This is a genomic window from Paraburkholderia sp. FW306-2-2C-D06C, from assembly GCF_058781505.1.
Genome location: NZ_JBYSWU010000016.1, coordinates 84103 through 103709, shown reverse-complemented (window position 1 = coordinate 103709; position 19607 = coordinate 84103). Strand labels below are relative to the sequence as shown.

General features: G+C 63.8%; 16 protein-coding genes. 4 read left to right on the top strand and 12 right to left on the bottom strand.

The window, feature by feature from the left end; all coding sequences use genetic code 11:
* Positions 1 to 33 precede the first annotated feature (33 nt).
* The 12 genes from AC3WLT_RS14855 to AC3WLT_RS14800 form a co-directional block, all read right to left on the bottom strand.
* The gene (locus AC3WLT_RS14855) at positions 34 to 840 is read right to left on the bottom strand and encodes an SDR family NAD(P)-dependent oxidoreductase (RefSeq protein WP_492592472.1); all 807 of its coding nucleotides are present in this window, start codon (positions 838 to 840) and stop codon (positions 34 to 36) included.
* A gap of 106 nt (positions 841 to 946) precedes the next feature.
* Positions 947 to 2149 (bottom strand): C40 family peptidase, encoded by a 1203-nt coding sequence (locus tag AC3WLT_RS14850; RefSeq protein WP_492592471.1) that lies wholly within the window; start codon positions 2147 to 2149, stop codon positions 947 to 949.
* Positions 2150 to 2355: 206 nt separating this feature from the next.
* Positions 2356 to 4239, bottom strand: coding sequence for a PhoH family protein (locus AC3WLT_RS14845; protein ID WP_492592470.1), 1884 nt, complete (start codon positions 4237 to 4239; stop codon positions 2356 to 2358).
* A 347-nt stretch (positions 4240 to 4586) separates the two neighbouring features.
* A complete protein-coding gene (locus AC3WLT_RS14840) occupies positions 4587 to 5048 on the bottom strand; it encodes a peroxiredoxin (RefSeq protein ID WP_492592469.1) in 462 nt (153 codons plus the stop codon).
* Between the two features lie 127 nt (positions 5049 to 5175).
* The gene (locus AC3WLT_RS14835) at positions 5176 to 6072 is read right to left on the bottom strand and encodes a polysaccharide deacetylase family protein (RefSeq protein WP_492592468.1); all 897 of its coding nucleotides are present in this window, start codon (positions 6070 to 6072) and stop codon (positions 5176 to 5178) included.
* A gap of 13 nt (positions 6073 to 6085) precedes the next feature.
* A complete protein-coding gene (locus AC3WLT_RS14830) occupies positions 6086 to 7129 on the bottom strand; it encodes a bifunctional UDP-4-keto-pentose/UDP-xylose synthase (RefSeq protein ID WP_492592467.1) in 1044 nt (347 codons plus the stop codon).
* On the bottom strand, positions 7126 to 8061 hold the full coding sequence (locus AC3WLT_RS14825) for a formyltransferase (protein ID WP_492592466.1): 936 nt from the start codon (positions 8059 to 8061) through the stop codon (positions 7126 to 7128). The genes AC3WLT_RS14830 and AC3WLT_RS14825 overlap by 4 nt, the downstream gene beginning before the upstream one ends.
* Positions 8058 to 9101 carry a glycosyltransferase gene (locus AC3WLT_RS14820; RefSeq protein WP_492592465.1) on the bottom strand — a complete coding sequence of 348 codons (1044 nt, stop codon included), beginning with the start codon at positions 9099 to 9101 and terminating at the stop codon, positions 8058 to 8060. The genes AC3WLT_RS14825 and AC3WLT_RS14820 overlap by 4 nt, the downstream gene beginning before the upstream one ends.
* 6 nt (positions 9102 to 9107) lie before the next feature.
* A complete protein-coding gene (locus AC3WLT_RS14815; RefSeq protein ID WP_492592464.1) occupies positions 9108 to 10259 on the bottom strand; it encodes a DegT/DnrJ/EryC1/StrS family aminotransferase in 1152 nt (383 codons plus the stop codon).
* A 278-nt stretch (positions 10260 to 10537) separates the two neighbouring features.
* Complete coding sequence (locus AC3WLT_RS14810; RefSeq protein ID WP_492592463.1) at positions 10538 to 10909, bottom strand: SMR family transporter; 372 nt, start codon at positions 10907 to 10909, stop codon at positions 10538 to 10540.
* A gap of 25 nt (positions 10910 to 10934) precedes the next feature.
* On the bottom strand, positions 10935 to 12671 hold the full coding sequence (locus AC3WLT_RS14805; RefSeq protein ID WP_492592462.1) for a glycosyltransferase family 39 protein: 1737 nt from the start codon (positions 12669 to 12671) through the stop codon (positions 10935 to 10937).
* Between the two features lie 295 nt (positions 12672 to 12966).
* Positions 12967 to 13341: an Mth938-like domain-containing protein gene (locus tag AC3WLT_RS14800; protein WP_492592461.1), complete on the bottom strand. Its 375-nt coding sequence runs from the start codon at positions 13339 to 13341 to the stop codon at positions 12967 to 12969.
* A 624-nt stretch (positions 13342 to 13965) separates the two neighbouring features.
* Between AC3WLT_RS14800 and AC3WLT_RS14795 the strand changes: the two genes are divergently transcribed.
* The 4 genes from AC3WLT_RS14795 (at position 13966) to AC3WLT_RS14780 (ending at position 19588) form a co-directional block, all read left to right on the top strand.
* The gene (locus AC3WLT_RS14795; protein ID WP_492592511.1) at positions 13966 to 15213 is read left to right on the top strand and encodes a pyridoxal phosphate-dependent aminotransferase; all 1248 of its coding nucleotides are present in this window, start codon (positions 13966 to 13968) and stop codon (positions 15211 to 15213) included.
* Positions 15214 to 15314: 101 nt separating this feature from the next.
* On the top strand, positions 15315 to 16646 hold the full coding sequence (locus AC3WLT_RS14790) for a homoserine dehydrogenase (RefSeq protein WP_492592460.1): 1332 nt from the start codon (positions 15315 to 15317) through the stop codon (positions 16644 to 16646).
* A gap of 8 nt (positions 16647 to 16654) precedes the next feature.
* Positions 16655 to 18106 carry a threonine synthase gene (gene thrC / locus AC3WLT_RS14785; protein ID WP_492592459.1) on the top strand — a complete coding sequence of 484 codons (1452 nt, stop codon included), beginning with the start codon at positions 16655 to 16657 and terminating at the stop codon, positions 18104 to 18106.
* Between the two features lie 252 nt (positions 18107 to 18358).
* A complete protein-coding gene (locus tag AC3WLT_RS14780; protein ID WP_492592510.1) occupies positions 18359 to 19588 on the top strand; it encodes a molybdopterin molybdotransferase MoeA in 1230 nt (409 codons plus the stop codon).
* The last annotated feature ends 19 nt before the right edge of the window (positions 19589 to 19607 follow it).

Below are 19607 nucleotides of genomic sequence, written 5' to 3'. Positions count from 1 at the left end.
TGTCCGCGCTGTAAAAGCTGTCAAGCGCGCCGCTCAGATCAGCGGCGTGTTGCCTCCATCCATCGGGACGATTGCGCCCGTCACATAGCTCGCACGGCGGCTCGCCAGAAACAGCGCGACGTCGGCGATTTCCTCCGGTTTTGCATAGCGTCCGAGCGGCACTTTCGCCTGGCCGCGCGCCAGTGCGTCCGCGCTGTCGATGCCTTGCTGCGACGCTTCCAGCTTGACCGCTTCCTCGACGCGCTCGGTCAGCGTCGAACCCGGATTGATCGCGTTGATGCGGATGCCGTAGCGCGCATAGTAGTGCGCGAGGCCGACAGTCGCGAGCATCAGCGCCGCATTCGCTGCGCCGCCGGCGATGTGGATATCGCTCGCGATCTTGCCGCCCATACCGATGATATTGACGATCGTGCCGGGCTCCGTGCTTTCCCCGGTCTTTATCCGCGCGGTCATCCGGCGCAGCACTTCCTGCTGCGGATAGATGTACGGGAAATACTTCGCTTCCATGGTCGCCCGGAAAGCGTCGGCGTCGAGCGTTTCCGGGTCGTAGCGGCGGGCCGCGCCGGCGCTGTTGATCAGCACGTCGATCGGGCCGACCGCGGTCGTGACTTCCTCGACGATATCGGCGGCGCTGTGCGGCTCGTGCAGGTCGGCGCGCGTCCGATGCACGTGCAGGCCTTCCTGGCGCAACTCTTCGTAGGCTCGCGCGAGATTGGCGGGGTCGCGCGAGACGATCGCGACCTTGGCGCCTTCCATCGCGAACGCGCGCGCACAGGCGAGTCCGATGCCTTTGCTGCCGCCGGTAATCAGCACCACCTTGTCTTTCAGCCCGAGATCCATCGTCGTTACCCGCTGTCGGAAGAATATCGAAGACGATAGCAGATCGGAGGCGTTACAGCAGGGACGGACGCGGAAGATGGCAACTGCCGCGCGGTCCGCCGCGGCGTCAGAAATTGCCGTTGGCGAAGCGTGCGATGGGGTCGTCGGTGGTTTGCGTGGGTGCGGCGACGCCGCGCGAGGCGGAGGCGCGCATGATCTGCACCCCTTCATTCGCATCCGCCTGCCGTGCCTGCTGTGCCTGGCGTACTGCGACCGACGCAGGTGGGGGCGGTTCGAACGCATCGGCGGCGGCGTCGATCGGGTCTGGAGCGCGGGCGATGGCGGCAGGCGCAGCGGACGCGCGAGTGCCGGTGGCAGTGCCAGCGCGTGGAGCCGGTACTTCTTGAGCTATCGAATTGGCGGGACCGCTGTCCGGCATGCCCGGCTGGGCGGCTTGCTCCGGTGTCGGCGCTACCGCGCCTGCTGCGCGCGCCTGCATTTGCGCGGCGCTCATGCCGGGCGGCGGCGGTTCAAACGGATCGGCTTGCGCTGCCAACGCTGTGTTTGGCGCTACGGCCGGCTGGGTTGCCGCGGTCAACGGAGCACGAGGGGGCGCCGCAATGCGTGTCGCTTGCTGCGGCGCCGGCGCGCCCGCCGCATAGACCGGCGGCTGCGGCACCGCTTTCGCTGCCGGCGCCAGGTTTGCCGCAGTGTTCGCGTACGCCGGCGCGGCCCGCTCCTGCGGCGCCGAAGCCTGATAGCCCGGCGTATCGAACGGCGTTGGTGCCGCGGTCGGCGCCGCCACGCGCCGGATGCCGTCGAAGCGCTTGGCCCAATACGGATTGGTCAGATAGTCGAGCCGCACCGTGCCGCCCGTCGACGGTGCATTGACGAAGCGCAGCTTGCCGACGTAGATGCCGACGTGCGAATGCGGGCGGCCGGTCGTGTTGAAGAAAATCAGATCGCCAGGCGCGATTTCGTCCGGTTCGATCGACTCGCCGCGCCCGCTCATGTCCGCGGTGGTCCGGGGCAAATTCACGGACGCCGCGCGCGACACCACATAGCGAACCAATCCGCTGCAATCGAAGCCGCTATCGGGCGTATTGCCACCCCAGCGGTATGGAATGCCGACCAGACTCATCGCCTGAATCGAGATTTCCTCACGGCCGATGCTGTGATCGACGAAAGTCGGGAAGCCCGCCGGCGGCGTGCGATAAGCGCCGTTCGCCACGGTGACCGAGCTGCCAGACCCGTGCGACGTCTTCTGCGGTGCGTCGGCACAGGCGGCGAGCAGCGAAACGATCAGCAACGAAAAGGCAAGTCGGCGCATGAAGGCGGGCGAGCGGTAAACGTTCGTTTAAAGGCAGAGGATGTCCGGATGGTAGCCGGTCGAACATGGCTCCGGCAAGAATTCTTGACAAATTACTTGAAGTTCGTGCGCTAAGTGTTGTCCGCCGGGAACGCGCGGGCAATAAAAAAAACCGCGTCCGGCGCAAACCGGACGCGGTTTCGAGAGAAACGCTAAATCGTTGAAGCTTAAAGAATTTCAGACGCGTAATCCGCGAGGCGCGAGCGTTCGCCGCGCGCCAGCGTCACGTGCCCGCTGTGCGCCCAGCCCTTGAAACGGTCGACCACGTACGTCAGCCCCGAGCTGCCTTCCGTCAGGTATGGCGTGTCGATCTGCGCGATATTGCCGAGGCAGATGATTTTCGTGCCTGGACCGGCGCGCGTGACCAAAGTCTTCATCTGCTTGGGCGTCAGGTTTTGCGCCTCGTCGATGATCAGATACTTGTCCACGAACGTGCGGCCGCGCATGAAGTTCATGCTCTTGACCTTCAGGCGCGAGCGGATCAGCTCCTGAGTCGCGGCGCGCCCCCATTCGCCGGCGGCGTCGTCGGTTTTCTGCAGCACTTCGAGGTTGTCGTCGAATGCACCCATCCACGGCTGCATCTTTTCCTCTTCCGTGCCTGGCAGAAAGCCGATGTCTTCACCGACCGGCACCGTCGCGCGCGTCACGATGATCTCGTTGTAGCGCTTGTCGTCGAGCACCTGCGCGAGACCTGCGGCCAACGCGACCAAAGTCTTGCCGGTACCGGCCTGACCCAGCAGCGTGACGAAGTCGATTTCCGGATTCATCAACAGGTTCAGCGCGAAATTCTGCTCGCGATTGCGCGCCGTGATACCCCACACGTTGTTCTTGTGGTGGCCGTAGTCGCGCAAGGTTTGCAGGAGCGCCGTCTTGCCGTTCAACTCGCGCACCAGCGCATGAAAGGTCGGCTCGCCGTTCTGCGGTTCCAGATAGACGAACTCGTTGACCAGCATCGACGCGCACAGCGGACCGGTCACGCGGTAATACGTGGTGCCCGTTTTGGTGTCCTGCCAGCTCTCCATGCCCTTCGCGTGCCTGGTCCAGAAATCCTGTGGCAGCGCGCGAATGCCTGAAAACAGCAGATCGCTGTCCTCGAGCACCTGGTCGTTGAAGTAATCCTCGGCGGGCAGGCCGAGCGCATGCGCCTTGATGCGCATATTGATGTCTTTCGACACCAGCACGACCTGGCGGTCCATCCGGTCGCGCTGCAATGCGCGCACGACGCCGAGAATCTGGTTGTCGGCCTTACCTTCCGGCAGACCTTCAACAGGCTCGATGGCGGTGAGCTTGGTCTGGAAGTACAGACGCCCGGATGCCTCGCGGCTGCCCAGACGCGCGAGCGAAATGCCGTCCGACATGTTGCCGGCATTCGCCACCAGCGCGTCCAGCGTGCGGCTCACCTGGCGCGCGTTGCGGGCGACTTCCGACATGCCTTTCTTGTGGTTGTCGAGTTCTTCCAACGTCATCATCGGCAGATAGACGTCGTGTTCCTCGAAACGGAACAGGCAGCTCGGGTCGTGCATCAGCACGTTGGTGTCGAGCACGAAGAGCTTCTGGACTTCGACCTGCTCGGCGGCTGTGCCGCGTTGCTTGCCCGTGCCGCGCGTGCTGGGTGCTACGGCCGCAGGTGCGCTGGCAGCGGGTTGCTTCGCGCTCGGCGTGCGTGCGACAGCCGGCTGCGGCTGTGCAGCGGGTGTGGCGGACTTGGCATGCCCCGCCTCGGCTTGCGGACGGGCGGCAGGCACGGGCTGCAGCAGCGCGGCGGCCTGCTTCGATTTTCGGCCGCCACGCGCCGGTGCGGCTTGCCCGGCAACGGCAGACGCAGCAGCGGATGCGGACGACGCCGGCACGGGCCGCAAAGTGGTCGCGGCATTGGCGGCATGCGCCATCGGCGTGGCGACGTTCGCGCGGCCGTAATCGGCCGACTCTGCGGTGTCCCCTTCGCTCGCCTGTTTCTTCGCGGCGGAGCGCGCCGGCGTGGCGGCTTTGGCCTTGTATTCGTCAGGCGGCAGGAGATTGCCGAGCTTGCTGGGGGGGGTAGGCAAAGGCATGGTTTCCCTCGAAATAATCGGGTCACATATCGTGCGCCGCCTGTCGCATTCTGCCGATGCCAGTGAGTGCGCACGCAGTTTGCGCCCGGAGGCGCGCATTCGGTCTAGAGATGCCGGTTCGCCTGGTCTTCGATCGGCTCCTTAACGGAAGCGCCTGGCCGAGTGAACGAACGGCTGTGCGCAATTAAAAAAGCCGCCGCCCCGGCGTACGGGGCAAGCGGCTCGCCTACGGTTATCGAGTTGCGCCTCACGGCTTCGACGGAACCGGTAAAACGGCCGTGAAGTCTGGCGCAGCTGCGGAAAGAATGGGGTGGACAGGCACTCATTGCAACCCAATATAACGCGCCTCAAAGCGCTTGTACAGCCTCCAGAATGTCATCGACATGCCCCGGCACTTTCACGCCGCGCCACTCCTGACGCAGCACGCCTTCGCCGTCGATGAGGAACGTGGAGCGCTCGATTCCCCGTACTTCTTTGCCATACATTTTCTTCATTTTCATGACATTGAAGAGCGTGCACAGCGCCTCTTCCGGATCCGAGATCAACGGGAACGGCAGTTCGAGCTTCGCCTTGAAATTGTCATGCGAGCGCAGGCTGTCGCGCGACACGCCGAGAATTTCCGCGCCGGCTTTCTTGAACTTCGGATACAGATCGCGGAATTGCAGGCCTTCGGTCGTGCAGCCCGGCGTGTTGTCCTTCGGATAAAAATACAGCACCACCTTTTTGCTCCGCAGCTTGGACAGCGTGATCTCGCCGCCGGTAGCAGGGGCGGTGAAGTCGGGGACGGGTTGGTCGACTGCGATGGGCACGAGGTTCTCCGGTTGTTATGGCCGGCGCCGGATTGTTGCGGCAGCGTCGGCCTGGCATAGAGGCATTCGGGGAGGTCGACCGGTGCGCGGAACATGGACGCGCGGCGGTCGGGTCGGTCAGGGCCGCCTATGATGGCTGGACAATCAACTCGCCGGAGCGGCCTGGAATTTCACCCCATGTAACAGGGTACGATGGCAGCGTGCTGCGGTCTAGCGTGGCGTAGTAGTCGCCCATCGTCGCGAAGCTGTGGCCTTGCGCGCGCCAGCCGTCCAGCAGCTGTTCGAAAATCGGCGCGAGCTTTTGCCCTTCGAGTTCGGCGTGCAGCGTGAACACCTGATCGTGCGGATTGTTTTCGGTGTGCTTCAGCATCCACGCGGCGACGTTGTTCAGATCGACGCCGTCCACGCCGAGCACTTCGTCGAGGGTCGGCAGCGTGGTGGGCATCTGCACATGCGACAGTTGCCGGCCGTCGACTACCGGCAGATACGGCGAGTGGCCGCGCCCGTCGGACGCGTAGCGCATGCCCCACGCGTCGATCTGTTCGAACGCGTGGCCGTTCATCTGCCAGCCGGCCGCGCCGTGCGTGACGGGCGGCGCGCCGAAGATCTCGATGAAGCGGTCATGGCTTTTCTGCATCTGCGCCGCGGTCCATGCGCGGTCGCGCGTGCGCACGTTGTCCTGCCAGTACACGTGATCCCACGTATGAATGCCGCATTCGAAGCCGGCTTCATGGATCGCCCGCATTTCCGCCGACGCCTTCGCGCCGATGTCCGGACCGGGCAGCAGCACCCCGTACATCAGTTGCTTGACGCCATAATGTTCGACCACCGAAGTGCGCGACACCTTCTGCAGAAAGCCCGGCCGCAATACGCGGCGCATCGCCCAACCGGTATGGTCGGGGCCGAGGCTGAAGAGGAAGGTGGCGCGCGCCTTGAAGCGGTCGAAGATACGCGCGAGATTCGGCACGCCTTCGCGGGTGCCGCGCAGCGTGTCGACGTCGATCTTCAGAACGATACGAGGCAAGGATCAGCCCTTATTACTGTTCGACGAGCGCGCGTGCTTCGGCGACGTGGCCGCGGTACGCTTCGAAAATCTTGCGCAGCGCTTCGTCGAAGGTCGACTTCGGCGCCCAGCCGAGTTCCTGCATCGTGTTGTCGATCTTCGGCACGCGGTTTTGCACGTCCTGGTAGCCCGCACCGTAGTACGCGCCCGACGACGTTTCGACCAGTTGCACCTGCTTGGCCGTCTGCGCGTATTCCGGGAATTCGGCGGCCAGCGTCAGCATCTTGTGCGCGAGCTCGCGCACCGAGAAGTTGTTGGTCGGATTGCCGATGTTGTAGATCTTGCCCGTCGCCACGCCGTTCCTGTTCTCGATGATCTTCATCAGTGCGCCGATGCCGTCGTCGATATCCGTGAACGCACGCTTTTGCGCGCCGCCGTCGACGAGGCTGATGTTCTCGCCGCGCACGATATGGCCGAGGAACTGCGTGACCACGCGCGAGCTGCCTTCCTTCGGCGTATAGATCGAGTCGAGGCCCGGGCCGATCCAGTTGAACGGACGGAACAGCGTGAAGTTCAGGCCTTCCATGCCGTAGCCCCAGATCACGCGGTCCATCAGCTGCTTCGAGCACGCGTAAATCCAGCGCGGCTTGTTGATCGGGCCGTACGACAGTTGCGATTCTTCCGGGTCGAACTGCTCGTCCGTGCACATGCCGTAGACCTCGGACGTGGACGGAAACACGAGATGCTTGCCGTACTTGACGGCCGAACGCACGATCGGCAGATTCGCTTCGAAGTCCAGCTCGAACACGCGCAGCGGCTGCTTCACGTACGTGGCGGGCGTAGCGATCGCGACCAGCGGCAGAATCACATCGCACTTCTTGATGTGATATTCGACCCACTCCTTGTTGATCGTGATGTCGCCTTCAAAGAAGTGCATCCGCTCATGATTGACGAGGTCGCCGAGACGTTCGGTCTGCATGTCCATCCCGAAGACTTCCCAATCGGTCGTTTCGAGAATGCGTTTGGACAGGTGATGGCCAATGAAGCCGTTCACACCCAGAATCAGGACTTTTTTCATGAATGACGGGGAGTTTGGATGAGCTGGGCGAATTCGGCCGGGGTGACGACGGTTTCGTTGCCGTCATGCTGGCGCCGCAATTCGTGGATGGCGATCGCGCGGCCGTCGCCGCATATCGCGAAAACGGCATTATCGCTTACGTGCAGGCCCGGGGGCAAATCCGAGCGAAGCGCGCCGGGCGTGGCCAGACGTGCACGGGCGATGATGAAACGCTGGTCGCCGATATCGGTGAACGCGCCGGGATAGGGCGGCGCGACGGCGCGGATCAGGTTGTAGACCTGCTGCGCCGGCTGCGCCCAGTCGATGCGGCCGTCGTCGGGCTTGCGCCCGCCGTAGTAACTGCCGTGCGACAGATCGTTCGGCAGATGCGGCGCTTCGCCCGCCAGCAGGGCCGGCAGCACGCGCCACAGGGTTTGCTCGGCGGCCACCGTGACTTTGTCGAACACTTGCGCGGCGGTGTCGTCGGGCAGGATCGGCACCGGCGTTTGCGCGATGATCGCGCCCGCGTCGGGCTTGGCGGCCATTTCGTGCAGCGTCGCGCCGGTCTCGGTTTCGCCGTTGAGCACCGCCCAGTTGGTCGGCACGCGGCCGCGGTACTTCGGCAGCAGCGAGCCGTGCATGTTGTAAGCGCCCCGTGCGGCGAGCGCCAGCAGGTCGACCGGCAACATGTGGCGGTAGTAGAACGAGAAAATGAAGTCCGGCCGCGCGGCGCTCACCGCGGCGCGCAGTTCGGCGCTCTTCGGATCGGCCGGCGTGACGACCGGAATGCCGTGCCCGGCCGCCACCGAGGCGACGCTGCCGAACCAGATGTTTTCGGTCGGGCTGTCTTCGTGGGTGACGACCAGCGCCACGTCGACGCCGCGTGCGAGCAGCACCTGCAGGCAGCGCACGCCGACGTTGTGATACGCGAATACGACTGCGCGCGGTTTCATGGAGTGGGTCCCTGATCGATCAGCGGCGCGGTTTGCACCGCCTGCACAACGGACTGACGCGGCGCTTCGGTGACGGTGGCTCCGTCGCGCTGTTCGAGAATCGTCTGCACCAGATAACGCGGACGCGCGCGCACCTGCTGATAGATCCGCCCGATGTATTCGCCGAGCAGGCCAAGCGCGAAGATGATCACGCCGAGCAGGAAGAAGGTGATGGCGAACAGCGTGAACACACCTTGCACTTCCGCGCCGATGATGAAGCGGCGAATCAGCAGCAGCACGAACAGCGCCGCGGAACCGAGCGACAGAATCACGCCGATGAACGACAGCCATTGCAACGGCACGACCGAGAAGCCGGTGACCAGGTCGAAATTCAGACGGATCAGGCTATAGAGCGAGTATTTCGATTCGCCGGCAAAACGCTCTTCGTGCGCGACTTCGATTTCGACCGGATTCTGCGCGAAGGTGTACGCGAGCGCCGGAATGAAGGTGTTGATCTCGCCGCAGCGATTGATCGTGTCGATGATGTGCCGGCTGTACGCGCGCAGCATGCAGCCCTGGTCGGTCATCTTGATACGCGTGATGCGCTCGCGCAGGCGGTTCATTGCGCGCGATGCCTTGCGGCGCCACAAGCTGTCCTGGCGTTGCAGGCGAATCGTGCCGACGTAGTCGTAGCCTTCGCGCATCTTCGAGACCAGCTTGCCGATTTCTTCAGGCGGATTCTGCAAGTCGGCGTCGAGCGTGATCACGATCTCGCCGCGCGATTGCTCGAAGCCCGCCAGAATCGCCATGTGCTGGCCGTAGTTGCCGTTCAGCAGAATCACGCGGGTGGTGTCGGGCCGCGCGCGGAACTGCCCGGCGAGCAGGGCGGCGGATTTGTCGCGGCTGCCGTCGTTGATGAAGATCACTTCATAGCCGGTGCCGAGCGCGTCGAGCGCCGGATAGAGGCGCGCGAACAGCGCGGCCAGCCCGGCTTCCTCGTTGTACACCGGGATGATGATCGACACTTCCGGTGCGACGGCGCCATGTTCCGTATAACTCATTTCCGCTTATTTTCCGTATTGTTCGCAAATTTCATTGACCGCGCGGCAGACCCGCTCCACGTCGCCATCGTTCATCAGTGTGAACAGCGGCAGTGTGACGTTGGTGGAGCCGAAGCGCTCCGCATGCGGGAACATCCCTTCCTTGAAGCCGCGCGCACGGTACAGCGAGAACAGGTGGATCGCCGGGTAGTGCACGCCCGAGCCGATGCCGCGCTCTTTCAGCGCGCCCATGAAACCGGCGCGGTCGATCGAGAGTTTCTCGAGCGGCAGCGTGATCTGGAACATGTGCCAGTTGCTGTTTTCGAAGTCGGCAAACGGCAGGCCGATACCCAGCTTCACCGCCGCGCCGCCTTCGAGGCCGGCGAAATAGGCGCGCACGAGCTTCTTGCGCTGCGCAATGAAGCGCTCCAGATGCGGCAACTGGCCGAGGCCGACGCGCGCGGCGACGTCCGTGAGGTTGTACTTGCCGCCGAGCACGTCGCAGTCCATGCCGTCGAAGCCGGTGCGGGTGATGCCTTGCAGCCGGTACTTCTGCGCGAGGATCGCTTCTTCTTCGTTGTTCAGCACCAATGCGCCGCCTTCGATCGAAGTCAGGTTCTTGTTCGCGTGGAAGCTGAACGAGACCATATCGCCGAGCTTGCCGATCCGCTCGCCCTTCCACGTCGAACCGAATGCCTGCGCGGCGTCTTCGATCACACGCAGCTTGTGGGCGCGGGCGATGGCGTAGAGACGGTCCATGTCGACCGGCAGGCCCGACAGGTAAACCGGAATAATCGCCTTGGTGCGCGGTGTGATCGCCTTCTCGAGCAGATTCAGGTCGATATTGCGGGTGACCGGATCGATGTCCACGAACACCGGCGTCGCGCCGACTTCATAGATCACGTTGCTGGTCGCGACCCACGAGGCGGGCGTGGTGATGACTTCGTCGCCTTCGCCCACGCCGGCAATGCGCAGCCCGATTTCGAGCGTCGCCGTGCCCGAGTTGAACGTGCGCACCGGACGGCCGCCGCAGAATTCGGACAGCGCCGCTTCGAACTTCTGGTTCTGCGGGCCGGTGGTGATCCAGCCGGAGCGGAGCACGTCGGCGACGCCCTGGATCGTTTCTTCATCGATTTCGGGTTTGACAAACGGCAAAAACGGGACTGTTGACTGGCTCATGAATGCTTCGCTCGATTGAAAGAGGCGTAACCAGTGGGTGCGAAATGACGTGCAATTGCGAATGTGCAACCGCAAACGTGCGAACTGCGCGCAAACCCAAGGCCACGGCTAAAAAAGGGCGCAACCGCGAAGGATACCGCGGCCATCCTTACGTTTTGCTTAGCCGGCGTCGAGGCTCGCTTACGGCATCTTTGCCGCGAGCATCCTTGCCGCGTGCGCCGGCGCGGCAATAAACGGTAATAAATCGTGCCCGGCATGCTCCGCCGGCCGCGTGGCGCCTAGCTTCGCGCCAGGATGAACACGCCGATCAGGATGATGCCGATTCCCACCAGTTTCTGCACCGATAGCACTTCGCCGAACAGATACCACGCCGCGAACGCGTTGACGATGTAACCGAGCGACAGCATCGGATAGGCAATCGACACATCCACGCGCGACAGTCCGATCACCCACACGGCGACGCTGATCACATAGCAGGCCAGTCCGCCGATGATCGGCGGCTGGGTCGCGAGCCGGGAGGCGATGGGCAGGATATTCGCACGTGTGAATTCGAAGTGTCCAACGGCATTCGTTCCGGCTTTGAGCAGCAACTGCGCGCCGGCGTTCAACGTGACACCGGCGAGAATGCAAAAGAGGGAAATCGGGTTCATCGAACGTTCAGATCCTGATCTGGGGTCATTGTTGTGGTTTGTCTACGGGCGCCATTGCAGCGGGCGTCGATGCAGCGGGCGCCGATGCTGGCTTCATCACCACCACACGGCGCGCATCGCGAGCGATGACCTGCATCGGCAGGTGCTGCGCGAGCAGCTTGTCGTAAGTGGACGGCGGGATCAGCGCGAGCGCGTAGCGATCGGCCTTCCAGCGTTCGATCCAGGCGTCGACCGACGGCACCCACTTCTGCGGTTCGACGGAAATGCCGAAGGCCAGCTCGTCCGGATGCTCGACCATGATCATCGTATGGCCGACGTAGAACGGCAGCGTGTGATCGAGCACGCCGACCGAGTAGAACGGCGTATCCGCCGGCAGTTGGGCGATCTCGGCCTTGATCGGGGGCGCGAGCGGCGCGCCGGAGCTCAGCCGCCCGAACACGTCGTGGCCGGTGCCGGCGATCGTGCCGAGCAGCAGCCACGCCGCGCCGAAGGCGGCGACGGCGCCGAGGATGCCGGCCCGGCTGCGGCGGTTCAGCCACAGCGCCGCCAGCGTCAGCACGAAGCCGACGGCGAGCGCCGCCAGCACCCACGTGCGGTATTCGACATACAGTTCGGTGGGATTGCGCGCGCTGCCGAAGCGCGACAGGAACAGCGCGGCGAATGCCGCCACCACCAGAAACAGCGCGTAGCCGGCCAGGTGGCGGCGCAGCTGGTCGCGCGTGACGAGCGGCAGATACATGCCGATCAGGAGTGCGATGGCGGGGGCGATCGGCAGCGTGTAGGACAGCAGCTTCGAGTGCGACGCGCTGAAGAACAGGAAGATGAACACGATCCACACCAGCATCAGCACGACCGGTGCGAAGCCGTTCGGCTGACGCGGCAGGCGCCATGCGTGGCGAATGCTCTGCACGCTGACCGACAGCCACGGCAGGAACCCGACCAGCAGCACCGGCACGAAGTAGTAGAACGGCCCGGGGCGGTTCTGTTCAGGCGTCAGATAGCGTTTGAATTGCTGGACGATGAAGAAGAAGTTCAGGAACTCCGGATTGCGCTGTTGAACCAGCACGAACCAGGGCGTGACGATCACGAAGAACACGATCAGGCCGCCGATCAGGTGCAGGCGTTTCCAGACTGCCCAGTCGCGCGCGATCAGCGTATACAGCACCAGCACCGCGCCCGGCAGGATCACGCCGACGAGGCCCTTGGACAGCACCGCCAGCGCCATCGACGCCCAGCACAGCCACATCCACCCGCGCACGCTGGCGTTCGGCAGGTTGGGGCGCTGCGCAAGCAGCAGCGCGCACAGCGCGAGCTCCATCCAGAGCGACAGGCCCATGTCGAGCGTATTGAAGTGGCCCATCAGGTTCCAGTACGGCGAGGTCGCCAGCACGAGCGCCGCGAACACGCCAGTCGCCGCGTTGAACACGCGCGCGCCGGTGAAGCCGATCAACAGCACGCCGGCGAAGCCTGTCAGCGCGGTGTAAAGCCGCGCCTGCCATTCGCCGATGCCGAACCACGCGAACGTGAGCGCGTTCGCCCAGGTTTGCAGCGGCGGTTTCTCAAAGTACTTGTAGCCGTTGTAGCGCGGCGTGATCCAGTCGCCGGTGACGAACATCTCGCGCGCCATTTCGGCGTAGCGGCCTTCGTCGCTCGGCAGCAGATGGCGCCAGCCGAGCGGCACGAACCAGATTACGGCGAGGGTCAGCAGGAGCAGCAGGATCGCGGTGCGATTGAGCGGTAGCCGGGACGGCGTATCGTTCATGGATTTCAACCTGTTGGGCGACGCCGCATGGGACGGCGTTGCGATGTTGTTCGGAAATGACGGCTGGTGCTTCAGGGCCGGTGCTGTGGCTGATGGCCTCGTGACAGCAGGGCCCAAGGCGACGCTTGCCGCCGGGCGCCGGCGCGGCACCAATGGCGCGCAGTGTACGTTATCGGCTGTGACGCGGCCAGGGTGTGCGGCGAATTCGGCGGGTTGCCGCAGTTTCCATACGCAGCGGGAGCCCCCGTGCCGGCACGGCATCTGCGCGGCACCCCGCGGCACCCTTACGGCGCTGTTACGCTTCGATCAGCAACGCGGCCGCAACCTTGCGGCCCTCGGCCATCAGAATGTTGTAGGTGCGGCAGGCGGCCTTGAAGTCCATCGTTTCGACGCCGATGCGTTTGGCGGTGAGCGCGGCGGTCAGGCGCGGATGCGGAAAACGCAGCCGTTCGCCGCTGCCGAACACGACCACCTCGGGCGCCGACTCCACCAGCATGGCGAAGTGCTCTGCGCTCAGTTGATCGAACGAGGAGACGGGCCAGGGGATGACGGGCGCATCCGGCAGCACGAGAATGCTGCCCGAATGGCGTACCAGATTGATTTCGACATAGTCGGCGCCGTAGCCGGTGACGGTGTTCAGGGCGCCGCTGGAATCCTGATGTAATTTCAAATTCGTTTTCCGAAGTCGTCGTGAGACATCATGCGTGTTCGCGGCCTGACCAGGCGGATGCCGAACAGGGCGGTTTGACGCGAGTGGGACACGCGAGTGGGACAGAAGCGGCCGAAAAGGCTTGCCGTTGCGGTTGGCGCATTGCGGAAGTCGGCCAAAATCCGCTAAATTATAGCTTTTTAGCCGGAGAGCGGCGCCCCTCGCTTCATGGGTCGCCTCGTGGGCCGCTTCATAGGCGACCTCATGTGCCGATTCATGTGCCGCCACGAGCCGCACGCGAGAGCCGGGCACGGTCGGCTACCCGCCTTCGTTGCGCGCGCTGTTTTGTTCGTTGTTCCGCCCGGCGGCTCGTTGTTTGGCTCGTTGTCTCGCGCGGTCTTTGCCCGGCGGTCGCCCGGCGTGTGTCCAGCGGTTGCCGCAGCGTTTGCCCGGCGGCTTTTCGTTCGGCGGCTTCACCGGTGCGATCTGCCGGTTCTGTGGCCGGATCTGCGCAAAGCCGGCTCAACCCGCGTCTGTCAGCCGTCGCCGGCCGCGCCGCGTCAGCATTCCCCATATCGGCGGATTTGCCCGGCCCGGCGTTTTTTCGCCCCCGCTTGTTTGCCCAAGCCCATCAACCAGGATGAAGTGCCCGCCGTGAAACAGATTCTCAAGTCCAACAAGTTGCTGAACGTCTGCTACGACATTCGCGGGCCCGTCCTCGAACATGCGAAGCGGCTCGAAGAAGAAGGCCATCGCATCATCAAGCTGAACATCGGCAACCTCGCGCCGTTCGGCTTCGACGCGCCGGATGAAATCATTCAGGACATGATCCTGAACCTGCCGGGCTCGTCTGGCTACTCGGATTCCAAGGGTGTGTTCGCCGCGCGCAAGGCGATCATGCATTACACGCAGCAAAAGGGCGTGCACGGCGTCGAACTCGACGACATCTATATCGGCAACGGCGCCTCCGAACTGATCGTGATGGCGATGCAGGGGCTGCTCAACGACGGCGACGAAGTGCTGCTGCCCGCACCGGACTACCCGCTGTGGACCGCGGGCGTGAGCCTGTCGGGCGGCACGCCGGTGCATTACATCTGCGACGAAGCGAACAGCTGGATGCCCGATCTCGACGACATCCGCTCGAAAATCACGCCGAACACCCGTGCGCTCGTGGTCATCAACCCGAACAACCCCACCGGCGCGCTGTATTCGGACGAATTGCTGCTCGGCCTGATCGAGATCGCCCGTCAGCACGGCCTGATCATCTTCGCCGACGAGGTCTACGACAAGATCGTCTACGACGGCAAGGTGCATACGTCGATGGCCGCGTTGTCCGAGGACGTGCTCACCGTCACGTTCAACAGCCTGTCGAAGAGCTACCGTTCATGCGGCTACCGCGCCGGCTGGATGTTCATCTCGGGCCTCACCGGCGAGAACCGCCGTCACGCGAAAGACTACTTCGAAGGGCTCGGCATTCTGGCCTCCATGCGCCTGTGCCCGAACGTGCCCGGCCAGTACGCGATCCAGACCGCGCTCGGCGGCTATCAGAGCATCAACGACCTAATCGTGCCGAACGGCCGCCTGTACAAACAGCGCGAACTCGCGTATGACATGCTGACGGCCATTCCCGGCGTGACCTGCGTGAAGCCCGAAGCGGCGCTCTATATGTTTCCGCGCCTCGATCCGAAGCTGTATCCGATCCATGACGACCAGCAGTTCATCCTCGACCTGCTGCTGGAAGAACGTGTGCTGCTCGTGCAGGGCAGCGGTTTCAACTGGAAGACGCCGGATCACTTCCGCGTCGTGTTCCTGCCGAACGTGGACGATCTCGCGGATTCGATCAACCGGATCGCGCGTTTCCTCGACGGTTACCGTAAGCGTCACACAGCCTAGCGCACAATGTGGCGTACGGCGCGGCACTCACCGCGCCGTACATGGCGCGCCACACCCGACACCCGTTTCCTTTTAATCATCTACTCGAAAACACACGCTGCATGGAACCGATCAAAGTTGGACTGCTGGGCTTCGGCACGGTAGGCAGCGGCACCTTCACGGTACTGCGCCGCAATCAGGAAGAAATCAAACGCCGCGCGGGCCGCGGTATCGAGATTGCGCGCATCGCCGTGCGCAATCCCGCCAAGGCGACCGCGGCGCTCGGCAGCGTTGCCGGCACCGTGGCGCTGACCGATGACTTCAACGCGGTGGTCGACGATCCGTCGATCGATATCGTGGCGGAAATGATCGGCGGCACGGGCGTGGCGCGCGACCTCGTCCTGCGCGCGATCAGGAACCGCAAGCACGTGGTCACGGCCAACAAGGCGCTGCTCGCGGTGCACGGCACGGAGATTTTCGAAGCGGCGCGCGCCAACGGCGTGATGGTGGCGTTCGAAGCGGCGGTGGCGGGCGGCATTCCGATCATCAAGGCGCTGCGCGAAGGGCTCACGGCGAACCGCATTCAGTACATCGCCGGGATTATCAACGGCACGACCAACTACATCCTGTCGGAGATGCGCGACCGCGGTCTCGACTTCGCGACCGCGCTGAAGGCCGCCCAGGAACTGGGCTACGCCGAAGCCGATCCGACTTTCGATATCGAAGGCGTCGACGCCGCGCACAAGGCGACGATCATGAGCGCGATCGCGTTCGGCGTGCCGGTGCAGTTCGACAAGGCTTATGTCGAAGGCATCAGCAAGCTCGCCGCGATCGACATCAAATACGCCGAAGAACTCGGCTATCGCATCAAGCTGCTCGGCATCGCGCGCCGTACCGACAAGGGCATCGAACTGCGCGTGCACCCCACGCTGATTCCGGAAAAGCGCCTGCTGGCGAACGTGGAAGGCGCGATGAACGCGGTCGTCGTGCACGGCGACGCGGTCGGCACGACGCTCTACTACGGCAAGGGCGCGGGCGCGGAGCCGACGGCCTCCGCGGTGGTCGCCGATCTGGTCGACGTGACGCGTCTGCATACAGCCGATCCGGAGCATCGCGTGCCGCATCTGGCGTTCCAGCCGGACAGCCTGTCGAGCACGCCGATCCTGCCGATCGACGAGGTGACGAGCGGTTATTACCTGCGTCTGCGTGTGGCTGACGTGACCGGCGTGCTGGCCGACATCACGCGCATTCTCGCGGACACCGGCATCTCGATCGACGCGCTGTTGCAGAAGGAATCGGAGCAGGTCGACGCGAACGGCAAGGGCGAGACCGACATCATCCTGATCACGCACGAGACGGTCGAAAAGAACGTCAACGCCGCGATCAGAACGATCGAAGCGCTGAAGACCGTTGTCTCGCAAGTTACGAAGCTGCGCATGGAAGCGCTCAACTAGGCCGACATATGAACTACCTCTCCACGCGCGGCGCCGGAGCCGGCGAGCGCCATACGTTTTCCGACATCCTGCTGGGCGGTCTCGCGAAAGACGGCGGCCTGTACCTGCCCGCCGCATATCCGCGCGTTTCCGCTGACGAACTGACGCGCTGGCGCACGCTGCCGTACGCCGATCTCGCCTTCGAGATCCTGTCGAAATTCAGCGACGACATTCCCGCCGAAGATCTGCGCGCGCTGACGCGCAAGACCTACACGGCCGAGACCTACTGCAACGTCCGCGACGACGAAAGCGCCGCACAGATCACGCCGCTGAAGACGCTGGGTGTCGAGAACGGCGCGCCGCTGTCGCTGCTCGAACTGTCGAACGGTCCGACGCTCGCGTTCAAGGACATGGCGATGCAGCTGATCGGCAACCTGTTCGAGTACGCGCTGGCGAGGCACGGCGAGACGCTGAACATTCTCGGCGCGACCTCGGGCGACACCGGCAGCGCGGCCGAATACGCGATGCGCGGCAAGCAGGGCATTCGCGTGTTCATGCTGTCGCCGCACAAGAAGATGAGCGCGTTCCAGACCGCGCAGATGTACAGCTTGCAGGACCCGAACATTTTCAACCTCGCGGTTGAAGGCGTGTTCGATGACTGCCAGGACATCGTCAAGGCTGTGTCGAACGATCACGCGTTCAAGGCGAAGTACAAGATCGGCACGGTCAATTCGATCAACTGGGCGCGCGTCGTGGCGCAGGTCGTGTACTACTTCAAGGGCTACTTTGCCGCGACGAAGTCAAACGACGAGCGCGTGTCGTTCACGGTGCCGTCGGGCAACTTCGGCAATGTTTGCGCGGGTCACATTGCGCGGATGATGGGCTTGCCGATCGAGAAGCTGGTAGTGGCGACGAACGAAAACGACGTGCTGGACGAGTTTTTCCGCACCGGCATTTACCGCGTGCGCAAGGCGGCTGAGACGTATCACACGAGCAGCCCGAGCATGGACATTTCGAAGGCATCGAACTTCGAGCGTTTCGTGTTCGACCTGCTCGGGCGCGATCCGGCGCGGGTGCTGCAACTGTTCCGCGACGTCGAAGAGAAGGGTGGTTTCGATCTGGCGGCGAGCGGCGATTTTGCGCGCGTGAAGGAATTCGGTTTCGTGTCGGGCCGCAGCAGCCACGAAGACCGGGTGGAAGCGATCCGCGACGTATTCGAGCGCTACGACACGATGATCGACACGCACACGGCCGACGGTTTGAAGGTCGCGCGTGAACATTTGCAGCCGGGCATTCCGATGGTCGTGCTGGAGACGGCGCAGCCGATCAAGTTTGGCGAAACGATCCGCGAAGCGCTGCTGCGCGAACCGGAGCGTCCGGCCGCGTTTTCGGGTTTGGAGTCGTTGCCGCAACGTTTCGAGGTGCTGCCGGCGGACGTGCAGCGCGTGAAGGACTTCGTGATGGCGAACACCGGCGATTAAACGGGCGATTAAACGGGCGATTAAACGGGCGATTAAACGGGCGATTAAACGGGCGATTAAGCGGGCGATTAAGCGGACGACTAAACGGACGACTAAACGGGCGACTAAACGGGCGACTAAACGGGCGACTAAAGCCATGAGCATCGGGCGCGACGGGGGGCGCGCTCCCCAGGGCACCCCCATCGACCGCTACAATATTCTTTTAACCTGCGGCTCCGAACCTCGATGTCCACCCCAACGCCCCGCGCTCCGATGCTCTCAACCGCCGACGCCTTGGCGACATTGCTTGGCGCCGCGAGCCCAATCGCCGGTACAGAATCGATCCCGACGCTGGAAGCGCTAAGCCGCGTGCTATCGGAAGACGTCGTCTCGCCACTGGACGTCCCTCCAATGAACACAAGTTCAATGGACGGTTACGCACTAAGCACCGGGGACCTGGCGCATGGCAACCGCCGGTTCCCGGTCTCCCAACGTATCCCGGCGGGCCACGCCCCGGAACCCTTAAAGGCAAACACAGCAGCCCGCATCTTCACGGGCGCAACGGTGCCGCCTGGCGCCGACGCAATCGTGATGCAGGAGCAAACCGAAGCCGCTGGCGACGATGTCACGATCCTGCACAGCCCCAAACCAGGCGAATGGATCACAGCCCAGGGCGCGGACATCCGCAGCGGTTCGATCATCCTGCCCGCGGGCACACGCCTGACACCGCAAGCACTGGGACTCGCCGCCTCGGTCGGTTGCGCGGAATTGCACGTGCGCCGCCGTGTAAAAGTCGCCGTTTTCTTCACCGGAGACGAACTGACGATGCCCGGCGAGCCGCTGAAACCGGGCGCGATCTACAACTCGAACCGCTTTACGCTGCGCGGGCTGCTGGAAAACCTCGGCTGCGAGGTCACGGACTACGGCATCGTCCCGGACAAGCTCGATGCGACCCGAGCGACATTACGCGAGGCCGCCCAGGCGCATGATCTGATTCTGACCTGCGGCGGCGTGTCGGTGGGCGAGGAGGATCACGTGAAACCCGCGGTCGAAGCCGAAGGGCGCCTGTCGATGTGGCAAATCGCGATGAAACCCGGCAAGCCGCTCGCCTTTGGCGCGGTGCGCCGCACGCCGCCGCAAGCCGATGCCGTCACGTCGGACGAAATTTTCTTCATCGGTTTGCCGGGCAACCCGGTGTCGAGCTTCGTCACCTTCCTGCTGTTCGTACGCCCGTTCGTCTTGCGCCTCGCCGGTGTGCGGACAGTCGCGCCGCGCGCGCTGTCGCTGCGCGCCGACTTCACGCAGAACAAGGCCGACCGCCGCAACGAATTCCTGCGCGCACGCGTCAATCCGGCCGGCGGTCTCGATCTGTTCCCGAATCAGAGTTCGGCCGTGCTGACGTCGACGGTATGGGGCGACGGCCTGATCGACAATCCACCGAATCACGCGATCAGCGCCGGCGAGACCGTGCGTTTCATTCCCTTTTCCGAATTGCTGAACTAAGGCCGGCAACGGCCGGTGG